Below are 14,810 nucleotides of genomic sequence, written 5' to 3'. Positions count from 1 at the left end.
TCGTCGAAGGCATCGACTGACGGCCTCGGTGAAAGGCGGTGCGGGTGCGGCCGCCGAGCCCATCAGCCCAGCCCTGATCCGGCGGGAGTCCGAGTTCGGCCCACGTCCGGCTACATGCCGGAGGCGGGCAGGCCATGAAGGCGCAGGGCGAGGCGGGTCCGGTCACGGACGTCGAACTTGCGCAGCAGAGCGGACACGTGGTTGCGCACCGTGCCCTCACTGATGAGCAGCCGAGCCGCGATCTCCCGGTTCGTGGCGCCTGCGGCGACCATCCTGGCCACCTCGTACTCCCTGACGGACAGACGCCCGGCTCCTTGCTCCGGGCTCGGCGTGGCGGGAGTCCGCCGGATCTCGGCGACCAGGCGTTCGGCGATGGGAGAGGCCAGCACCGTCTCTCCGCGCCCCGCCCGGTGGATGGCGTCGACGAGTTGCTCCGGGGTGCAGTCCTTGAGCAGGTAGCCGACAGCTCCGCCACGCAGCGCACCGAAGATGTAGTCGTCCTCGTCAAAGGTGCTGAGCACGATCGCGGCGACCCCGGGATGAAGGACCGACAGCCGTGAGATGAGCTCGACGCCGTCCATCCTGGGCATCCTCGCGTCCACCAGCGCCACGTCCGGCCGGCACTCCCCCGTCGCGCGCAGAGCCTCCTCGCCGTCGCACGCCTCGCCGACCACCTCGATTCCGTCCTCGATCTCCAGCATCCTGCGCAGCCCCTGCCGGATCAGCTCCTGGTCATCGGCCAGCAGGACCCTGACCGTCCTCATGACGCCACCCCCACCCGTACGGGGAGCTCCGCGCGTACTTCGAAGCCGCCGCCCTGCCGGTCGCCCGCGATGAGGGTGCCGCCCACGGCACGGGCACGTTCGGCCAGTGAGCGCAGCCCGGAGCCGCCGGCCGCGCCGTCGTCGCGGCCCCTGCCGTCGTCGGTGATCACCAGCTTCACGTGCCCGCCGTCGAAGGTCAGCCTTCCGCGTACGTGGCGGGCGCCGGCGTGCCGGACGGCGTTGGTCAGCCCCTCTTGCAGGACGCGGTAGAGCACCAGCTCCACATCGGGCTCCAGGTGCACCTCACCGCCCACCACCTCGAAAGACACCGCCAGCCCCGTACCGTCGAACGACGCCGCCAGCCGCTGCAGCGCCGCGCTGCCGACGCGGCCCTCGAGCGCGAGCGGGCGCAGCGCGCGGACCCATCGGCGGGCGTCGGCCAGCGCCTCCACGGTCAGCTCCTTCGCCTGCCGCACGTCGTCCCAGGCGGCCTCGGGCCGGCGGGTGCGGAACCGTTCGGCGTTCTCCAGGCTCATTTTGATCACCGTCAGGTGGTGGCCGATGGAGTCGTGCATCTCCGCGCCCATCCGCGCCCGCTCCTGAGCCACCGTGAGCTCCCTGACGCGGGCCAGCAGCCGCTGCGCGTCCGCCCGCGCGCTCCGCGCCTCCAGCACCGCCGACGTCATGCCGAGCACGAACGCGGAGAACACGACGAACGCGGCCGTCTGCGCGACGGCTTCGGCCACCCCGCGCCCGAACCACATCACGACGGAGACGAACAGGGCGGCGCTCGTCCACCCGATGATGACGAAGGCGGTCCGCATGCCGTAGACGAAGGCGATGTTGGCGATGGCGATGAGCGTCAGGAGCTGGTGGACCTCCGCCGAGCCTGCGGGCCCCAGCGTGAGCGTCGCGAGCAGGAACACCACCGCCACGTGCCGCCGCCATCCGCCGTCCCGCCGCCACGGCAGCACGAGCCACAACGCGGTCACGAGAGCCAGGTTGACGCCGAACGCCACGGCCATGCCGCTCGTCTCCCGGTGGGACACGTGCGCGATCCCCGTGGCCGCGAGCATCGCCCAGAACACGACGCTGAACAGGACAGGCCGGTCGGCATCGCGCAGCCAGAGCGGGCGTGACAGCAGCATGCCTCCGAGCGTAGTGATCCGCGCAGGAGGAGGGATCCTCCTGGCGACCCATGATCCTGGTCATGCCCGGAATCAGCCCACGGTTCGATGCGCGGCCGGCCCCGGCTTCCTAGCGTGGGCTTCCATGAGAATCACCCACCCCGTCTGGGTCGTGCTGGTCGCGGTCGCCGTCATGTTCGCCCAGGTGATCGGCGGTTCCGCACCCGTGACTCTGCTGCTGGACCCCGGTCACCCCCTCTACCGGCCGCTCGGCACGGCCGGGATCACGCTGGCCTCGCTCGGGCTGATCTATCTGGTACGCCGCTTCCTCTACCACCGCCCGTGGCGCGATGTGGGGCTCGCGCGATCGCGGCAGGCGGTGCCGCACCTTCTGGCGGGCCTCCTGGCAGGCGCGGCCGCGGTGGCCGCTTCCAGTGCGGTATCGGTGATGCTCGGCGTGGCCACCTGGGTGCCGTGGGATCAACTGGGCCCTGGGCTGCCCTATCTGCCGCTCGCGATCGCCTTGGCCCTGCTCGGCCAGGCGTTTCCGGAAGAGCTGCTGTGGCGGGGGCACCTGTTCGACACGCTGGCGGATCGGTTGTCGCCGAGGGCCGTGCTGCTGGTGACGTCCGTGGTGTTCGGCGCGTTGCACATCATCTCGCAGAGCGCGGCGGACACTCTCGCCGAACGCCTGCTCTACGTGGTCCAGGCGATCGCGCTCGGCTTCGCCTGCGGGGCGGCGCGGGTCCGTACGGGGACGGTGTGGATGGCGGTCGGCGTGCATGTCGGACTCCACACCGGCAACATGCTGCTGCCGACCCAGGACATCCACTACGGCCTCCAGCTCGTCACCCTCGTCTGCACGCTCTCCGTCACCGCGCTGCTCTTGCTGAGAGGGCGTAGGAAGAGCGAGGTTCGCGGCGCCGATCATGCCAGGGGGATGCGATGAGTCTCAGGGAGGGTTCGGGGAGATGCCGGAGGTGAGATGGCGCATGCGCGGTCGTCATGATCATGCACGATCCGGAGGCGGCGGCCCAGGCCGACAGCGTACGGTGAGCTCATGGAGGTCTTCTCCGTCGTCCGCGCCACCGCCTGCCGGATGCTGAAGCGGACTCGGGGCACGAGCAGATGAGCTTCGGCAACTTCGCCCGCAAGGTGCGTGATCCCGCCCTGCCCCACCGGCGGCGGATATCTGCGCTGCGCTCGTGCGTACAGCTCTATCGGCCGATCGGCTTCGAGGCGACCCTGAGTTTCCTGCACGCCGAAGCCGGGCCGTTCCGCACCGATGAGGCCGCCCTGCTGCGGGCCCTGGCGATGCTGGAGGACAGCCGCTCGGCCTGGCAGGAGGCCAAGCGTGCCTACGCGGCCGCCCGACGAGAGGCCAAGCGGCGCGGTCAGCGAAGCCCCCACCCCTGCGACGTCAATCCGTACACCCCGACGCACTGGTACGGAGCGCACCGGGAGGCGGCGCTGCATGCCGTGCTCTTCTGGCACCGGCGACGGCTGCCGAGCCTGCTCACCGACGATGACAAGCCCGCACACGACCTCCGTGCATGCGTGCAGACCTGCCTCGAAACGGACGGTCATCCACCCCCTGGGCAGCGACGGCTGCTGGCCGGCTGCATCGACCAGCTCGATGCCCGTCTGCAACCCGCGCTCCACCACGACGACCCGGTGGAATACTTCCGCACTCGCGACCTGCTGACCGTGGCCCGGCACCTTCAGGTAGCCACGACGTCGCCTCTGTTAGGAAGCTTATGAGCCACGAACCCGACCCGGCCGTCCTCTATCCGGACGTGGCCGCCCACGGCAGCCTCGCCGCGGCGCTCCACGCCGCAGCCGCCGACCAGGGCCTGTTCCTGCCCCTGGCCGTCACTTCCTCTGATCCGCTCCGCCATGCCACGATCGCCGGCGTCGTCCCGCATCGCCACTCGTCCTACGTGACGGCGTGGCATCACGAACGGCGCTGGACCATCTGGGGTTCGTCCAACGGCAGACTCATGATCTGCGGTGACACCGAGGACATGCGTGAGCTTCCCGAAGTGATTCGTGGCTGGGCCGAAGGAGCCGGTCTCGACGAGATCGACCAGGCTGCGCCCTTCGACCTCCTGACCGGACGTTTCGAGGTCCCCGACAACAACCCCGCCGCCGTCATCGCCTCAGAGTGGCAGTACCTGCTCAAACACTCCCGCGACGCCGACTGGCCCGCGTACCGAGCACTCATCGAGGCCGCCTACGCCGAACCCGCGCTGCGACGGCTCCACCCCTACACCAGCCACTGGACACTGGGCTTCTCCAGCACCCCCGACTACCCGTTCTCCCGGCCCTTCGCCTGGATCGACGCACCACGAGGAGCCGGTGGCTACACCATCCGCGGCGAGCGCGACGACTCCGACCCGATGCAGATCCCCACACCCGCCGAAGCGGTCTCCATCGCCGTCGGCAGAATCCCCGCGGACCTCCTGCAGACCTCCCTTGAAGACCCCGCGCAGGACTCCTGACATCAACCGGCACCGACACGTCATCGCGTCCCAACGGTTCACCGCTCCGGCTGGCGCGCGAGATGCTCCTGCAGTTCGACGTGCCGGAACTGGTAGTACGGTCCCTCGGTACGCAGCAGGCCGAGGCGGTGGGCGTCGTCGAGGAAGTCCATGGCCCGCAGAGGCAGCCGGCCCTTGGTGGCCAGGCGGGGAATCGTCAGTATGTAGGCCAGCCAGGCGTGGTGCTTGCCGAGCAGGAGCCCGATCAGGAGGCCCAGCACCAGCCCTGCTGCGATCACCAGACTCCAGAGCTGTTTTGCCATCAGCCCGACGACGCTGAGCGCGAGCCCCGCACCGAGGCCGGCGAGGATCCGGATGAAGGTCAGGTTCCGGTCGGCCCGCCAGGTCGATTGCGGAGACCTGGCGGTCGTGCCGGTGGTGGGGCGTTCGACCCAGCGGATCAGACCGTACACGAGGAGGTAGCCGACCCCGGCCAGCACAGCGTATGCCCACGCTCCCATCAGCGCGGCTTTCAGATCGGGCCTTATCGCGAAGGTCGTCAGAGCGCTGACCAGGCCCGCGAGGGTCGCGATGATCAGCGCGTCCCTGCCGATGCTGAGCAGCTCCGGGAGCCTGCCGCGGAGGTGGAAGTCCGCATGACCCGGCGGCTCGGTGAACCAGGATCCGATCCAGATGGCGACCCCGAGCGCGAACAGCACTCCGATCGACGCGCCGGCGTGAAGCAGCTTGGTCAGCAGCAGGGCGCCCGTCCCGGCCAGGATCCCGATCACGACGCCGGCTCCCACCTGAACGGGTCGGCTCGAGGTGTAGCGGGCCACGTGCCACCAGGCCATGTCCCGCTGGTCGCTGGGATCGCGGCTGAGCTGGCGGGACAGGTAGGTCAGCCAGTGGCCGACCTGCTCCGGGGACCAGGCGTGCTGCGGGCGGAAGGGCTGGACCGGGCCGTCGGCCGGCGGCAGCGTGCTCACCAGGGCGGGGATGAGCTGATCGCAGAGGTGGTCGTAGAGCTCTGCTGTGCCGCCGCGCCCGAGCTCCAGCAGCCGCGACGGGTCCACTCCGGGTGCGATGTAGGTGGCCCGCACCAGCCACAGTCCCAGCGGTGTGGAGGTGATCTGCGCCAGGGCGGGGGCAGTGCCGGAACGCAACGCCTCCAGGATCGGCGGCCAGGCGGGACGTGGCACCGGTGGAAGGCATGCTTCCAGATAGTCGGCCGCCACAGCGGGCGACATGACGTGAGGTTCGATCACGGCCGCCGCCGTGAGCACGTCCCCGATCTTGTCTACCGCGGCGGCGAACTGCGTCGTACGGCAGGTGAGGATGAGCTGGTGCTTGTCGCACATCGACCGGTTTAGCGCGGTCAGCATGTCCGCGCGGGCCTGGTCGGGCAGTTCGTCCAAACCGTCGAGGACGGGCAGCACCTCGCCGCGGGCCACGAGCGTCTCCGGAATGTCCGGGCCCAGGCCTTCGGCGAGCAGCGCGGGATAGTTCATGGCCAGGCTGGCGGTCAGCCACTCCTGCAGCCGCGGGTGCCTCTGGCTGTCCCAGCGGGCGGCCGACAGCAGCACGGGCACGGGCTCATCCGGTCGCCGGGTGCGCAGCAGCTCGAGCATCATCTGCACGGCCAGGGTCGTCTTGCCGGTGCCCGGATCGCCGAGGATGACCAGGCGGCGGCAGCGCAGGGCACGGAAGTTGCGTGCCAGGTCCGCGATGTGCACCGCCAACCCCGGAAAGGCCACGGTTCCCCTGGCGATGATCTCGGGGTGGTCGGCCAGTTCGCGCCGCTCGGTCGAGCTCCAGGGCACGGGCATCGGGGCGGGATCGCCCAGCGAACGCAGCGCCATTTCCTCGAACCACTGCTGGGCCACCAGCCCGGCCAGGATGTCCTTGGCGGTTCTTACCTCGTCGGACGTCGGCCCGCGAGACGGCGCCCCACGTTTACGCCACCAGACGAACAGCGGCCACAGTTTCTCGCCCGCCATCCAGGCACCGCCTATCAAGGCCACGATAACGCCACCTGCGGCCTCTTTGCTGAGATCGGCCTGGTTTACCTGATACGCGCCGACGCCTGCCAGGACCAGGAGAACAACGCCCCATCTCAGTGCGCGATGACTGGCATTGGGATGTCGCCAATAACGTGCTGCCATAACTCCAGTATGGGGATTTTCGACGACGGAGTGGGGCTGATAATGCCACACCCGAGGTCGATAAAATCCGAAAAACCGGCCCCGCCGTAAAGGAATTGCAAATCGATCGGCGATTATTCGGAAATCCGATCGGGCGGCCGGAAAAGCATTCGCCCCCTTCCGACGCTCGCCGCACACACCGGCGCCGGGGCGCTCTGCCGTTGCACGCCATGGCCACCCTCGTCAGCATCGGGTTAGAGGTCTGATGGCCGCGAGTGGGAACCCGTCCCGGTCGGCGATGCTGGCGCCATGAGCACAGCGGACATGACAACGGATCAGGCCGGCGGACCGAGGGCAGATGAGCGGTCGCCGGCCGATGCTTGGGCGGTGATGCGGAAGTTCTACGAGGCCGAGGCCGCGTATGTGGCCGCAGGTGGATTCGGCAAGGCGAGCTACGACCAGGTCGCCGCTCACCTGGACCCAGAGGTGATCTTGCATCAGGCCCCCGGACTGCCTTTCACCGGCACCGGTACCTGGCGCGGTCACGACGGCATGGAGCGCTTTCTGGCCCGGTTCAGTGAGGTGTGGGAGTCGATGGAGTTCTTGGAGCAGGAGCATTGGGGTGACGAGGACACCGTGGTCGTGCGGAACCGGGTGCGCCTTCGCGCCCGTGCCACCGGCCAGGAAGTCGACACATTGATCGTGCAACTGATCACGGTAAGGAACGGACGCATGCTCGAATGCCGCCCCTTCTATTGGGACCCCCACGGCATCGCCGACGCCTGCCGACCACGTGACGCTGATACGCGTGCTCCCGGTCGCGAGTGATGATCTGTTCGTAGCGCTCCTGGCCTGATGTGACGATCATGGCCGGCATGGACGTTTCCCTCAGCGCCTACGAACGGTCACAACCCCTGTTCCCCGGCCACGGCTGCCTGACCTGGATCAGGACCGGCGCGACGGACGACGCCTTCGCCGGCCTGGTCCGCGGTATCGGCGGCGACCCGGCCACCGCCCGTCCTGCCACGTGGGAGGACGCCGAAGGTGAGGCTTACGACGACCTGGCCGACGACATCCTGCTGGCTGGGCGGCACGGGTTCGGCGCGGCGCCGGCCGTCGGCGGGGAACTGTCCGGGGTGCGGGTGGACGGCTCCTGGCTGCGGCGGGAGCACTTGTGCGTCCAGCTGCGTCCGCTGCCGCCCCGTCCCGTGACGCCTGAGGACCTGCTGGACGCCGACATGCGCGCCGTCGCCGGCCGCGATCCCCGCATCGCGGCGATCGCCGCCGACCCGGTCCCCGGCAGGCTGCCAGCCGGGCCCGAACCGGCGGGTGGTGGCCCATCCCGCCATCAGCCTGCTGGCTGACGCCGACGGCGTCCGCCTGCACCAAGCTGCGCCTGTTTCCGCACCAGCACGGGCAGGCCTACGTGCTGCGCATGCGTTCCTCCTTACAGAACCCTTGTTGACAGCCGCTCCAAGCCCTTGACTTTCCGGCATTGGCGTTAGCCCTCGTCATCGCATGCAGTGTGGCAGACGTACCTCGATGCGGGTCCCCTGCCCGTCTGGGCTGTCGATGTGGACGCGGCCGCGGTGCGCATCGGCGATGGCCGCCACGATGGCCAAGCCGAGCCCGCTGCCGCCGCTCGCCCGGCTGCGGCTCTTGTCGGCCCGGTAGAAGCGGTCGAACACGTGCGGCAGGGCCTCATCAGGAATGCCCGGCCCTTGATCGGTCACTCGTAGCACCACCTCATCGCCTTCCAGGGCCAGGTCAAGGTGGCAGGAGACGCCGGGGGGCGTGTGCATGCGTACGTTGCCGAGCAGGTTGCCGACGAGTTGGCTGAGCTGCTCCTCGTCGCCTACGAGTGTGATGCGTTCGTGGATGTCCCAGGTCAGCGGCCGCCCGGGCTCGACCGCGGCGGCGTCGCGACAGCAGTCCAGGACGACGCTGGTCAGGTCGAAGGCCTGGAAGTCGGTCTCGTGCTCTTGGTCGAAGCGGGCGAGTTGTAGCAGCGACTGCACCAGCCTGGCCATGCGCCGCGCCTCGGCGTGCATCCGCTCGACCGCCTCACGCTCGGCGGCGGCGTCCGGCAGAGCGTCGCTGAGGTAGAGCTCTGCGTAGGCGCGAATGGACTGGAGCGGAGTGCGCAGTTCGTGGGAGGCGTCGGCGACGAACTGCCGCAGCCTGCCTTCGGAGGTGTCGCGCGCCTCGAAAGCGGCCTGGATCTGGTCGAGCATACGGTCCAGGGCGGCGGCCAGGCGGCCGACCTCGGTGCGGGTGCTCAGCGGTGGTTCGCCGGACCGGCTCAGACGATGGGTGAGGTCTCCGGCGGCGATGAGGTCCGCCGTACGCGCCGAGCTCTCCAGCGGACGCAGCTCGCGGCGCACGATCCAGGCGCTGAGCAGGCCCAGGATCGCGACTCCGAGCACTTCGACGATGACGACGACGGCGACCATGGCATGGACGGCGTCCTCGGTCTCGTCCAGGCTCAGCCCGATCACCCCCACGTGCCCGCCGGCGAGCAGGGTGGTCATCACCCGGTAGCTGCGCGCCGCGCCCGGACCGGTGCCTGGCACGGTCACCAGTTCTCCCGGGACGGGAAGCGGCAGGGCGAGCGCCGGGCCGGGGCCGCGGGGAGTTCTGCCCGGCTCCAGGACGGCGAGGTAGAGACTGCCGAAGGAGGTGCGCTCGGGAGGGATCAGCCGGCCGGGAAGGTCGTGCTCGATGGTGGCCAGCGCGCGCAGGCCGGAGACGGTGGTGGCAAGCTGGGCGTCCACCCGCTGGTGCAGTGAGCCGATCAGGACGACGAGTGTGGCCGATCCGGTCACCGCGAGCACCAGCACGCACAGGCCGACCACGAGTACGGTCAGGCGGAGCCGCAACGGTTGCCGGGCAGGACGGCTCATGACGCGGCGGACCGCAGGCAGTAGCCGACGCCTCTCCGCGTGTGGATCAGCGGCGGCCCCAACGTGTCGATCTTGCGGCGTAGATAGCTGATGTAGGTGGCCACCACGGTGTCGTCGCCGCCGAAGTCGTAACTCCAGACGTGCTCCAGGAGTTGTGCCCGGGTCAGTACCCGTCCGGCGTGCAGCATCAGGTAGCGCAGCAGCCGGTATTCGGTGGGCGACAGCTCGATCGGCACATCGCCGCGCCGCACCGTGTAGCTCCTGGTGTCCAGCGTCAGGTCGTCCACCCGGAGCACGTGGTCGTCGGGCTGCCGTCCCCGCGTGCGGCGCAGCACCGCGTCCACCCGGGCGGTGACCTCGTCCAGGCCGAACGGCTTGGCGATGTAGTCGTCACCGCCCGCGGCCAGCCCGGCGACCACGTCCTTGCGGCTGCCCCGGGCGGTCAGGAACACCACCGCGACCTCGAGTTCGTCGGCGCGGATACGGCGCAGCACTTCGAAGCCGTCCAGGTCGGGCAGCATCACGTCGAGCAGGATCAGCTCCGGCATGAACGTGCGGGCCGCGGTGAGCGCCTGCAGCGCGGTGGTGGCGGTGCGCACCTCGTGCCCGATGTGGCGCAGGTAGCGGGAGACGGCGTCCAGGATGGCGGGTTCGTCGTCCGCCACGAGCAGCTTGGCCGCTCTGACCGGCGGGTTGGCTGGTTCGAGAATGATGCTTCTCCTCGCAGTTGGGGGATCCTCGCGCAGCGGCGTGCCTTCATGGGAGTTGCGTGTGAAAGGTCCGCCGCGAAGGCCGCCGGGCGCCGGGCGGCCTCATGCTTGGAACGGGCGCGGCCCCAGCCCGGCCGCCTGCCTCTGATCCAGTCTTTCGCCTTGGAGCTTATCTTGTCCACGTTGCTGTCGCCTGGGGCGGTTCGCCTGCTGGCGCGTACGGCGCATCTCCGGCGCCTGGGTACTCGTCCTGGGCAGGTGCCGCAGATCGCCCGGGCGCTGACAGGAGATCACAGATGACCAGCCGCGCCGACGCGCAATCCTTCGACCGGGTCGCTCAGGACTACGAGCGTCTGCACGAGCTTCAGGGCGACAACCTGAGGAAGTGGCTGCCGGAAGTCCTGCCGGCCGGCGGCCGGCGGGCGCTGGACCTGGGCTGCGGCACCGGCAAGCACACGGTGGGTCTCGCTGAGCGGTTCGCGCACGTCGACGCCGTCGACCTTTCCGGTCCGATGATCGACCTGGCCCAGGCCAAACGCGCCCGGGACAACATCACTTACCGGCAAGCAGATCTTCTCGACGTCGGGGGCATGGGCCGTTACGACCTCGTGCTCAGTGTCGCGACCTTGCACCATGTTCCTGACCTACGGGCCGCCTTGCACCACATCAAAACGCTGGTCGCACCCGGCGGGCGGGCCGTGCTCGTCGACACCGTCTCGCCGCGACCCGCCAACCCGCGTTGGTGGCTCTACGGAGGCGCGGTACGCAAGCTCCTCCGCAACCTCGTCCGGCGGGACCCGGCGCAGGCGTGGGAGATCTTCCTGCTGTCCACCGGAGCATGGCTGGATCATCGGGTCAGCGACCGCTACCTCAGCCGGGAACAGTTCGAGCGGATCTACCGGGAGGTCTTCCCCACCGCCCGCTTCCGTAATGTGGGCCCGCACGCCATGATCTGGGACGCGCCCGCGACCGCGGATCCGCCTCCACGTTCATGATCACGTGAGAGGTCGCCGGGCGGACAGGCCCGCCACGCGACCACCTGGAATGGGTGCGTGGGCGCAACGGTTACCGGCCGTTGATCACTTTGGAGGTGCAAGTGGATATGCGGGTTCTATGCGTGCATGCGCATCCGGACGACGAGGCGATCTGGACCGGTGGAACCCTGGCCAAGTACGCCGACGAGGGCGCCAGGACCGCCGTCGTCACGTGTACGTGGACCCAGGGAACCCAGCGGGCCGCAGAGCTGGAGCGTTCTCTGGACATCCTCGGCGCCGGCAGACCGAGGTTGCTCGGCTACGCCGACGCCCGCAAGCCGGAATCCGCGCCCGGCAGCCCACGTTTTCTGGACGTGCCATTCGACGAGGCGGTCAGACGGGTCGTCGAGCACATCAGGGAGTTCAGGCCCGATGTCGTGCTCACCTATGACGGCTACGGCTCGTACGGAAATCCGGATCACGTGCAGGTACACCGGGTGACCATGGCCGCGGTCGAAGCGGCGGGGTATGACCAGCTCTACCCGGACGTGGGCGATCCCTGGAGGCCACGCGCCCTCTACCTGGCGACCATCCCGCGGTCCGTCGTGGTGTCACAATGGCAGGCAGTGTTCGGAACGCTTCCTGAACCGGAGCAGAAGCTGCCAGGCGTCCCCGACGAGCAGGTCACCACCCACCTCGATGTCGGGCAGTGGGCCGAGCGCAAGTGGTCGGCGATGCATGCGCACGAGTCCGAGGTCGGGCGTGGTGCGTCGATGACCTTGCTCACGTCACTGCCGGAGCAGGCCCGCGCTCAGATGCTGGCGAACGAGTGGTATCGACGCGTCTCCTACACCGGCACCTCGCAGACCACCCTTTCAGAACCTTGATCTTGAGCGCTTGAGGCGACCACACCCGAACACGGAACTCACCCGAACACCGGACAGTCCTCAGGCACGCCTGCTCAGGCCGCGGGGGCGTAATCCTGGCTGCAGACGAGCTTGACGAAGGCTTCTCGCTGTTCGAGCCTGGACATCCAGGCCCAGTTCTCGTCGACCACCTCCGCGGCGACCCGTTCCTGGTGAGCGAACGCGGAGCGCAGGCTCGTCTCGAAGTCCGCGCGGCGCATCAGCTTCACCACGGCCTCCCCCACCACCGGCACGCCGAACACCGCCGTCTGCGAGGCGAGTTCCTTGTTCAGGCCGGGCGAGTCCAGGAGCACGAGCTTGTCGACCCGCTCCGGGTGGCGCTCGGCGAAGGAGAGGGTCCAGGCGTCGCCCCACGAGTGACCGACCAGCGACGCCTTCGTCAAGCCCATCGCGTCGAGGAAGGCTCTGATGGCCTCCGCCATGGCCGGGATCGTGTACGTGAAGTTCCGCGCCGCGCGGGTGGAGCCCTGGCTCGGCAGGTCGACGGCGTAGACCGTGTGGTTCCTGGCCAGGGCGGGGATGGCATCGCGATAGGAGTACTGCCACTGGGCGCCGCCCGCGATCAGCACCACCGGTGCGCCTCGTCCGGTTCTGGTGTAGTGGAAGCGAGCCACGGAGGTGTCGGCGTACAGGGAGTGGACGCGGCTCAGGTACGGCGAGCGGTATCCCCGTACGGCGGGCGGCTGCCACACGTACGCGATCACCTGAACCCCGGCCACCAGCAGCGCGACCAGGCCCGCGAGCCATCGCGGCCAGCGCCGCCGGCGGGATGAGGGATCCATGGGCGTCAGTCCTCGGCGCCGTGGCCCCGCTGAGGAAGCAGAGCCGCCGCGGCCGCCCAGGCTCGGGCGAGCCCGAACTCCGCCACGCCGCGGATCAGGTCACGGAAGGTCTCCTCGGTGGCCCGTCCGCCCGCGCCAAGGCGGCGTGCAGGCGCATCGACCGGCCCAGCGTCTGGTAGAAGACGTCCACGGTCAGGCAGGCGATCGCCCGTTCGCGAAGGCCGAGGTGCGGATCCTGGTCGTCGACGAGTTCGACAGCATGAGCCTGGAGACGATCAAAGAGCTCCTCGACCCCGGTGATCCGGTCGGCAGCCTGCTCCAGGCCATCCGCGCGTACGAAGCCATGTCAGAGGGCGCATCCGAGCCCTCTGTACAGAACGGCCCCTGGCGCAGGGTTCCTTACTTCTTCGCCGAGCCGTCGGTGCGCATGGCCGTCTGCGCCACGCTCGACCGGGCGGGCGGGCGGATCGCACCGCTGCTCGCCGAGACCTGCGGTCTGAGCCCGACGCAGGCCCGGGTGCTCGCGAACGCCCTCGCCTTCGGCTACTTCGCCGCGCTCGAGCAGTGGCATCTCGACGGCGGCACCGGCTCCATCGCCGACTACGTCGAGGAGGGCATGCGACCGCTACGCGATGTCTGGAGCGCGACGCGTCCGCCCTCGGCTCACGGCCCGGCGGACCTGAGTTGAGTACGCCCTACTCAAGCGGCGCCGCCGGTGATCCCTGACGCTGTTGACCATGACAAAGCTCGTGGCACTGTTTCTAGTGTTCTGGGGTCCTCTGTACCACCCGACCTACCTCGCCTCGATGTCAGGGACGTACGAGAACGGCGTGGTCAGCGGGGAGATCTGGGCCTACGCCGGCCAGTGCGCCAGGGCCTTCATCGAGACCAGCTACCAGCCTGCGGGCGCCGGGTATAACATCACGCAGTGGTCGTACTCGGAGCCTGCCTGCTCGCCGGCGGCGTTGGAGACTACGACACCGTTCCGGACGTACCTTGACAGGCCGGTCGAGGAGATCACTCACATCGGCGCGTCTGTCTGCCGGTGGACGGCGTGGGAGTCCATGACCTGCGGCCCTGCCCAGACCATCTTCGCTCGCTGACTCCGCCTGCCCCGTGCCCGCTTCTCTGCCGTACCCCAGAAGCGTCATCACCCCGGCGGACTGCCGACGCCGCACACGCGACAATAGTGCGAGAGGACGACAGTTCGCGGCGAGTCACGCGGTGCCGGCAGCGTCCGGCGCCATCAGCGGCCCGATCGACGTACCCGCCCGCGCCCGTGCGGCCTCTGAGCGGGCGCTGGGCGCCGGCCACCCCGGCGCCCTCCTGGCCGCCATCCCGCTAGCCGACCCTGCTGACGTGCCAGCTCTGGTTCTCCCCGCCCCAGCACCGGGCCTGGACCACCCTGGCGCCGTCGGCGGGGTCCACGTTGGCCACGTCCAGGCACAGACCGCTGTGCTTGGCGATGACCCGCTTGGTGCCGTCGGCGTTGGTCTTGATCCGCCACCGCTGGTTGTTCGTGAAGCGGCAGGTCGCCTGGACCACGGCTGCCGCGTTCGCGGTGCTCGCATAGGCGACGTCCAGGCACTTGCCGCTGTGCCTGGCGATGAACACGTACGCCCCGTCGTCGAACCTGCGGGCCTCCCACTGCTGGCTGAGCACTTGGCCCAGGCACCGCCACTGATGTGTCGGGCTGGCGTGCCGGGTGCTCCCCCCCAGTACATCGAGGCACTTGCCGCTGTGCTCCGCGACGAACTTGTAGTACGCGGGTGCGGCGTGAGCGGGGACCGCCGTCGCCGCGAGGGCTCCGGTCATCGCGCACAGCACGGTCAGCGAGGCGGTCAGGCGGATTCTGCGCATGGGAGTGTCCTTCCGGGGTTGTGGCCGCCGGCTGGCGGGTGCTCTCAGAGTCGCGATCCCGGCGTCCCAGCGCCCAGAGGCGAGATGTCCCTTCCGCAACCAGGGACGAATGCCCCTCATGGGACATGACGTCCCTGATC

General features: G+C 69.4%; 16 protein-coding genes. 9 read left to right on the top strand and 7 right to left on the bottom strand.

Annotated elements, in window-relative coordinates; all coding sequences use genetic code 11:
* Nucleotides 1–110: 110 nt before the first annotated feature.
* Both AB0C27_RS42030 and AB0C27_RS42025 read right to left on the bottom strand, forming a co-directional pair.
* On the bottom strand, nt 111–764 hold the full coding sequence (locus AB0C27_RS42030; RefSeq protein WP_357856859.1) for a response regulator transcription factor: 654 nt from the start codon (nt 762–764) through the stop codon (nt 111–113).
* A complete protein-coding gene (locus AB0C27_RS42025) occupies nt 761–1,912 on the bottom strand; it encodes a sensor histidine kinase (RefSeq protein ID WP_357856856.1) in 1,152 nt (383 codons plus the stop codon). The genes AB0C27_RS42030 and AB0C27_RS42025 overlap by 4 nt, the downstream gene beginning before the upstream one ends.
* A gap of 124 nt (nt 1,913–2,036) precedes the next feature.
* On the opposite strand from AB0C27_RS42025, the gene AB0C27_RS42020 reads away from it, so the two are divergent.
* The 3 genes from AB0C27_RS42020 (at nt 2,037) to AB0C27_RS42010 (ending at nt 4,392) form a co-directional block, all read left to right on the top strand.
* The gene (locus tag AB0C27_RS42020) at nt 2,037–2,840 is read left to right on the top strand and encodes a CPBP family intramembrane glutamic endopeptidase (RefSeq protein WP_357856853.1); all 804 of its coding nucleotides are present in this window, start codon (nt 2,037–2,039) and stop codon (nt 2,838–2,840) included.
* Nucleotides 2,841–3,019: 179 nt separating this feature from the next.
* Nucleotides 3,020–3,652 (top strand): hypothetical protein, encoded by a 633-nt coding sequence (locus AB0C27_RS42015; protein WP_357856850.1) that lies wholly within the window; start codon nt 3,020–3,022, stop codon nt 3,650–3,652.
* Nucleotides 3,649–4,392: a DUF6193 family natural product biosynthesis protein gene (locus tag AB0C27_RS42010; RefSeq protein WP_357856848.1), complete on the top strand. Its 744-nt coding sequence runs from the start codon at nt 3,649–3,651 to the stop codon at nt 4,390–4,392. Before AB0C27_RS42015 ends, AB0C27_RS42010 begins: the two co-directional genes overlap by 4 nt.
* A gap of 38 nt (nt 4,393–4,430) precedes the next feature.
* Here AB0C27_RS42010 and AB0C27_RS42005 read toward each other — a convergent pair whose 3' ends face one another.
* A complete protein-coding gene (locus AB0C27_RS42005; RefSeq protein ID WP_357856845.1) occupies nt 4,431–6,587 on the bottom strand; it encodes an NACHT domain-containing protein in 2,157 nt (718 codons plus the stop codon).
* Between the two features lie 237 nt (nt 6,588–6,824).
* Between AB0C27_RS42005 and AB0C27_RS42000 the strand changes: the two genes are divergently transcribed.
* Nucleotides 6,825–7,343: a nuclear transport factor 2 family protein gene (locus AB0C27_RS42000; RefSeq protein ID WP_357856842.1), complete on the top strand. Its 519-nt coding sequence runs from the start codon at nt 6,825–6,827 to the stop codon at nt 7,341–7,343.
* Nucleotides 7,344–7,390: 47 nt separating this feature from the next.
* Nucleotides 7,391–7,879, top strand: coding sequence for a hypothetical protein (locus AB0C27_RS41995; protein WP_357856839.1), 489 nt, complete (start codon nt 7,391–7,393; stop codon nt 7,877–7,879).
* 147 nt (nt 7,880–8,026) lie between these two features.
* Here the strand turns inward: AB0C27_RS41995 and AB0C27_RS41990 are convergent, their stop codons facing one another.
* Together AB0C27_RS41990 and AB0C27_RS41985 are read right to left on the bottom strand one after the other, a co-directional pair.
* Complete coding sequence (locus AB0C27_RS41990; protein WP_357856836.1) at nt 8,027–9,418, bottom strand: HAMP domain-containing sensor histidine kinase; 1,392 nt, start codon at nt 9,416–9,418, stop codon at nt 8,027–8,029.
* Nucleotides 9,415–10,083 carry a response regulator transcription factor gene (locus tag AB0C27_RS41985; RefSeq protein WP_357856834.1) on the bottom strand — a complete coding sequence of 223 codons (669 nt, stop codon included), beginning with the start codon at nt 10,081–10,083 and terminating at the stop codon, nt 9,415–9,417. The genes AB0C27_RS41990 and AB0C27_RS41985 overlap by 4 nt, the downstream gene beginning before the upstream one ends.
* 341 nt (nt 10,084–10,424) lie before the next feature.
* Between AB0C27_RS41985 and AB0C27_RS41980 the strand changes: the two genes are divergently transcribed.
* Together AB0C27_RS41980 and AB0C27_RS41975 are read left to right on the top strand one after the other, a co-directional pair.
* Nucleotides 10,425–11,123 (top strand): methyltransferase domain-containing protein, encoded by a 699-nt coding sequence (locus AB0C27_RS41980; protein WP_357856831.1) that lies wholly within the window; start codon nt 10,425–10,427, stop codon nt 11,121–11,123.
* 53 nt (nt 11,124–11,176) lie between these two features.
* Complete coding sequence (locus AB0C27_RS41975) at nt 11,177–11,989, top strand: PIG-L family deacetylase (RefSeq protein ID WP_357856829.1); 813 nt, start codon at nt 11,177–11,179, stop codon at nt 11,987–11,989.
* Between the two features lie 74 nt (nt 11,990–12,063).
* On the opposite strand, the gene AB0C27_RS41970 is transcribed toward AB0C27_RS41975, so the two are convergent.
* Nucleotides 12,064–12,810, bottom strand: coding sequence for an alpha/beta fold hydrolase (locus AB0C27_RS41970; protein WP_357856827.1), 747 nt, complete (start codon nt 12,808–12,810; stop codon nt 12,064–12,066).
* Between the two features lie 145 nt (nt 12,811–12,955).
* Here AB0C27_RS41970 and AB0C27_RS41965 point away from each other — a divergent pair, with 145 nt between their 5' ends.
* Nucleotides 12,956–13,498, top strand: a complete 543-nt coding sequence (locus tag AB0C27_RS41965) for a hypothetical protein (protein ID WP_357856824.1) — start codon at nt 12,956–12,958, stop codon at nt 13,496–13,498.
* A gap of 49 nt (nt 13,499–13,547) precedes the next feature.
* Entirely contained in the window at nt 13,548–13,913 is a 366-nt protein-coding gene (locus AB0C27_RS41960; RefSeq protein ID WP_357856821.1) for a hypothetical protein, read from the top strand.
* A 238-nt stretch (nt 13,914–14,151) separates the two neighbouring features.
* Here the strand turns inward: AB0C27_RS41960 and AB0C27_RS41955 are convergent, their stop codons facing one another.
* Nucleotides 14,152–14,670, bottom strand: coding sequence for an RICIN domain-containing protein (locus AB0C27_RS41955; RefSeq protein WP_357856819.1), 519 nt, complete (start codon nt 14,668–14,670; stop codon nt 14,152–14,154).
* Nucleotides 14,671–14,810 lie beyond the last annotated feature (140 nt).

This window comes from Nonomuraea sp. NPDC048882 (genome assembly GCF_040649755.1).
GTDB lineage: Bacteria > Actinomycetota > Actinomycetes > Streptosporangiales > Streptosporangiaceae > Nonomuraea > Nonomuraea maheshkhaliensis.
This window is presented reverse-complemented; position numbering and strand designations above follow the sequence as displayed.

Bases quoted from the DNA above. Each gene is read 5' to 3' on its own strand.
- AB0C27_RS42030 (WP_357856859.1), bottom strand. From the start codon at position 764: ATGAGGACGGTCAGGGTCCTGCTGGCCGATGACCAGGAGCTGATCCGG.
- AB0C27_RS42025 (WP_357856856.1), bottom strand. From the start codon at position 1,912: ATGCTGCTGTCACGCCCGCTCTGGCTGCGCGATGCCGACCGGCCTGTC.
- AB0C27_RS42020 (WP_357856853.1), top strand. From the start codon at position 2,037: ATGAGAATCACCCACCCCGTCTGGGTCGTGCTGGTCGCGGTCGCCGTC.
- AB0C27_RS42015 (WP_357856850.1), top strand. From the start codon at position 3,020: ATGAGCTTCGGCAACTTCGCCCGCAAGGTGCGTGATCCCGCCCTGCCC.
- AB0C27_RS42010 (WP_357856848.1), top strand. From the start codon at position 3,649: ATGAGCCACGAACCCGACCCGGCCGTCCTCTATCCGGACGTGGCCGCC.
- AB0C27_RS42000 (WP_357856842.1), top strand. From the start codon at position 6,825: ATGAGCACAGCGGACATGACAACGGATCAGGCCGGCGGACCGAGGGCA.
- AB0C27_RS41995 (WP_357856839.1), top strand. From the start codon at position 7,391: ATGGACGTTTCCCTCAGCGCCTACGAACGGTCACAACCCCTGTTCCCC.
- AB0C27_RS41990 (WP_357856836.1), bottom strand. From the start codon at position 9,418: ATGAGCCGTCCTGCCCGGCAACCGTTGCGGCTCCGCCTGACCGTACTC.
- AB0C27_RS41980 (WP_357856831.1), top strand. From the start codon at position 10,425: ATGACCAGCCGCGCCGACGCGCAATCCTTCGACCGGGTCGCTCAGGAC.
- AB0C27_RS41970 (WP_357856827.1), bottom strand. From the start codon at position 12,810: ATGGATCCCTCATCCCGCCGGCGGCGCTGGCCGCGATGGCTCGCGGGC.
- AB0C27_RS41960 (WP_357856821.1), top strand. From the start codon at position 13,548: ATGACAAAGCTCGTGGCACTGTTTCTAGTGTTCTGGGGTCCTCTGTAC.
- AB0C27_RS41955 (WP_357856819.1), bottom strand. From the start codon at position 14,670: ATGCGCAGAATCCGCCTGACCGCCTCGCTGACCGTGCTGTGCGCGATG.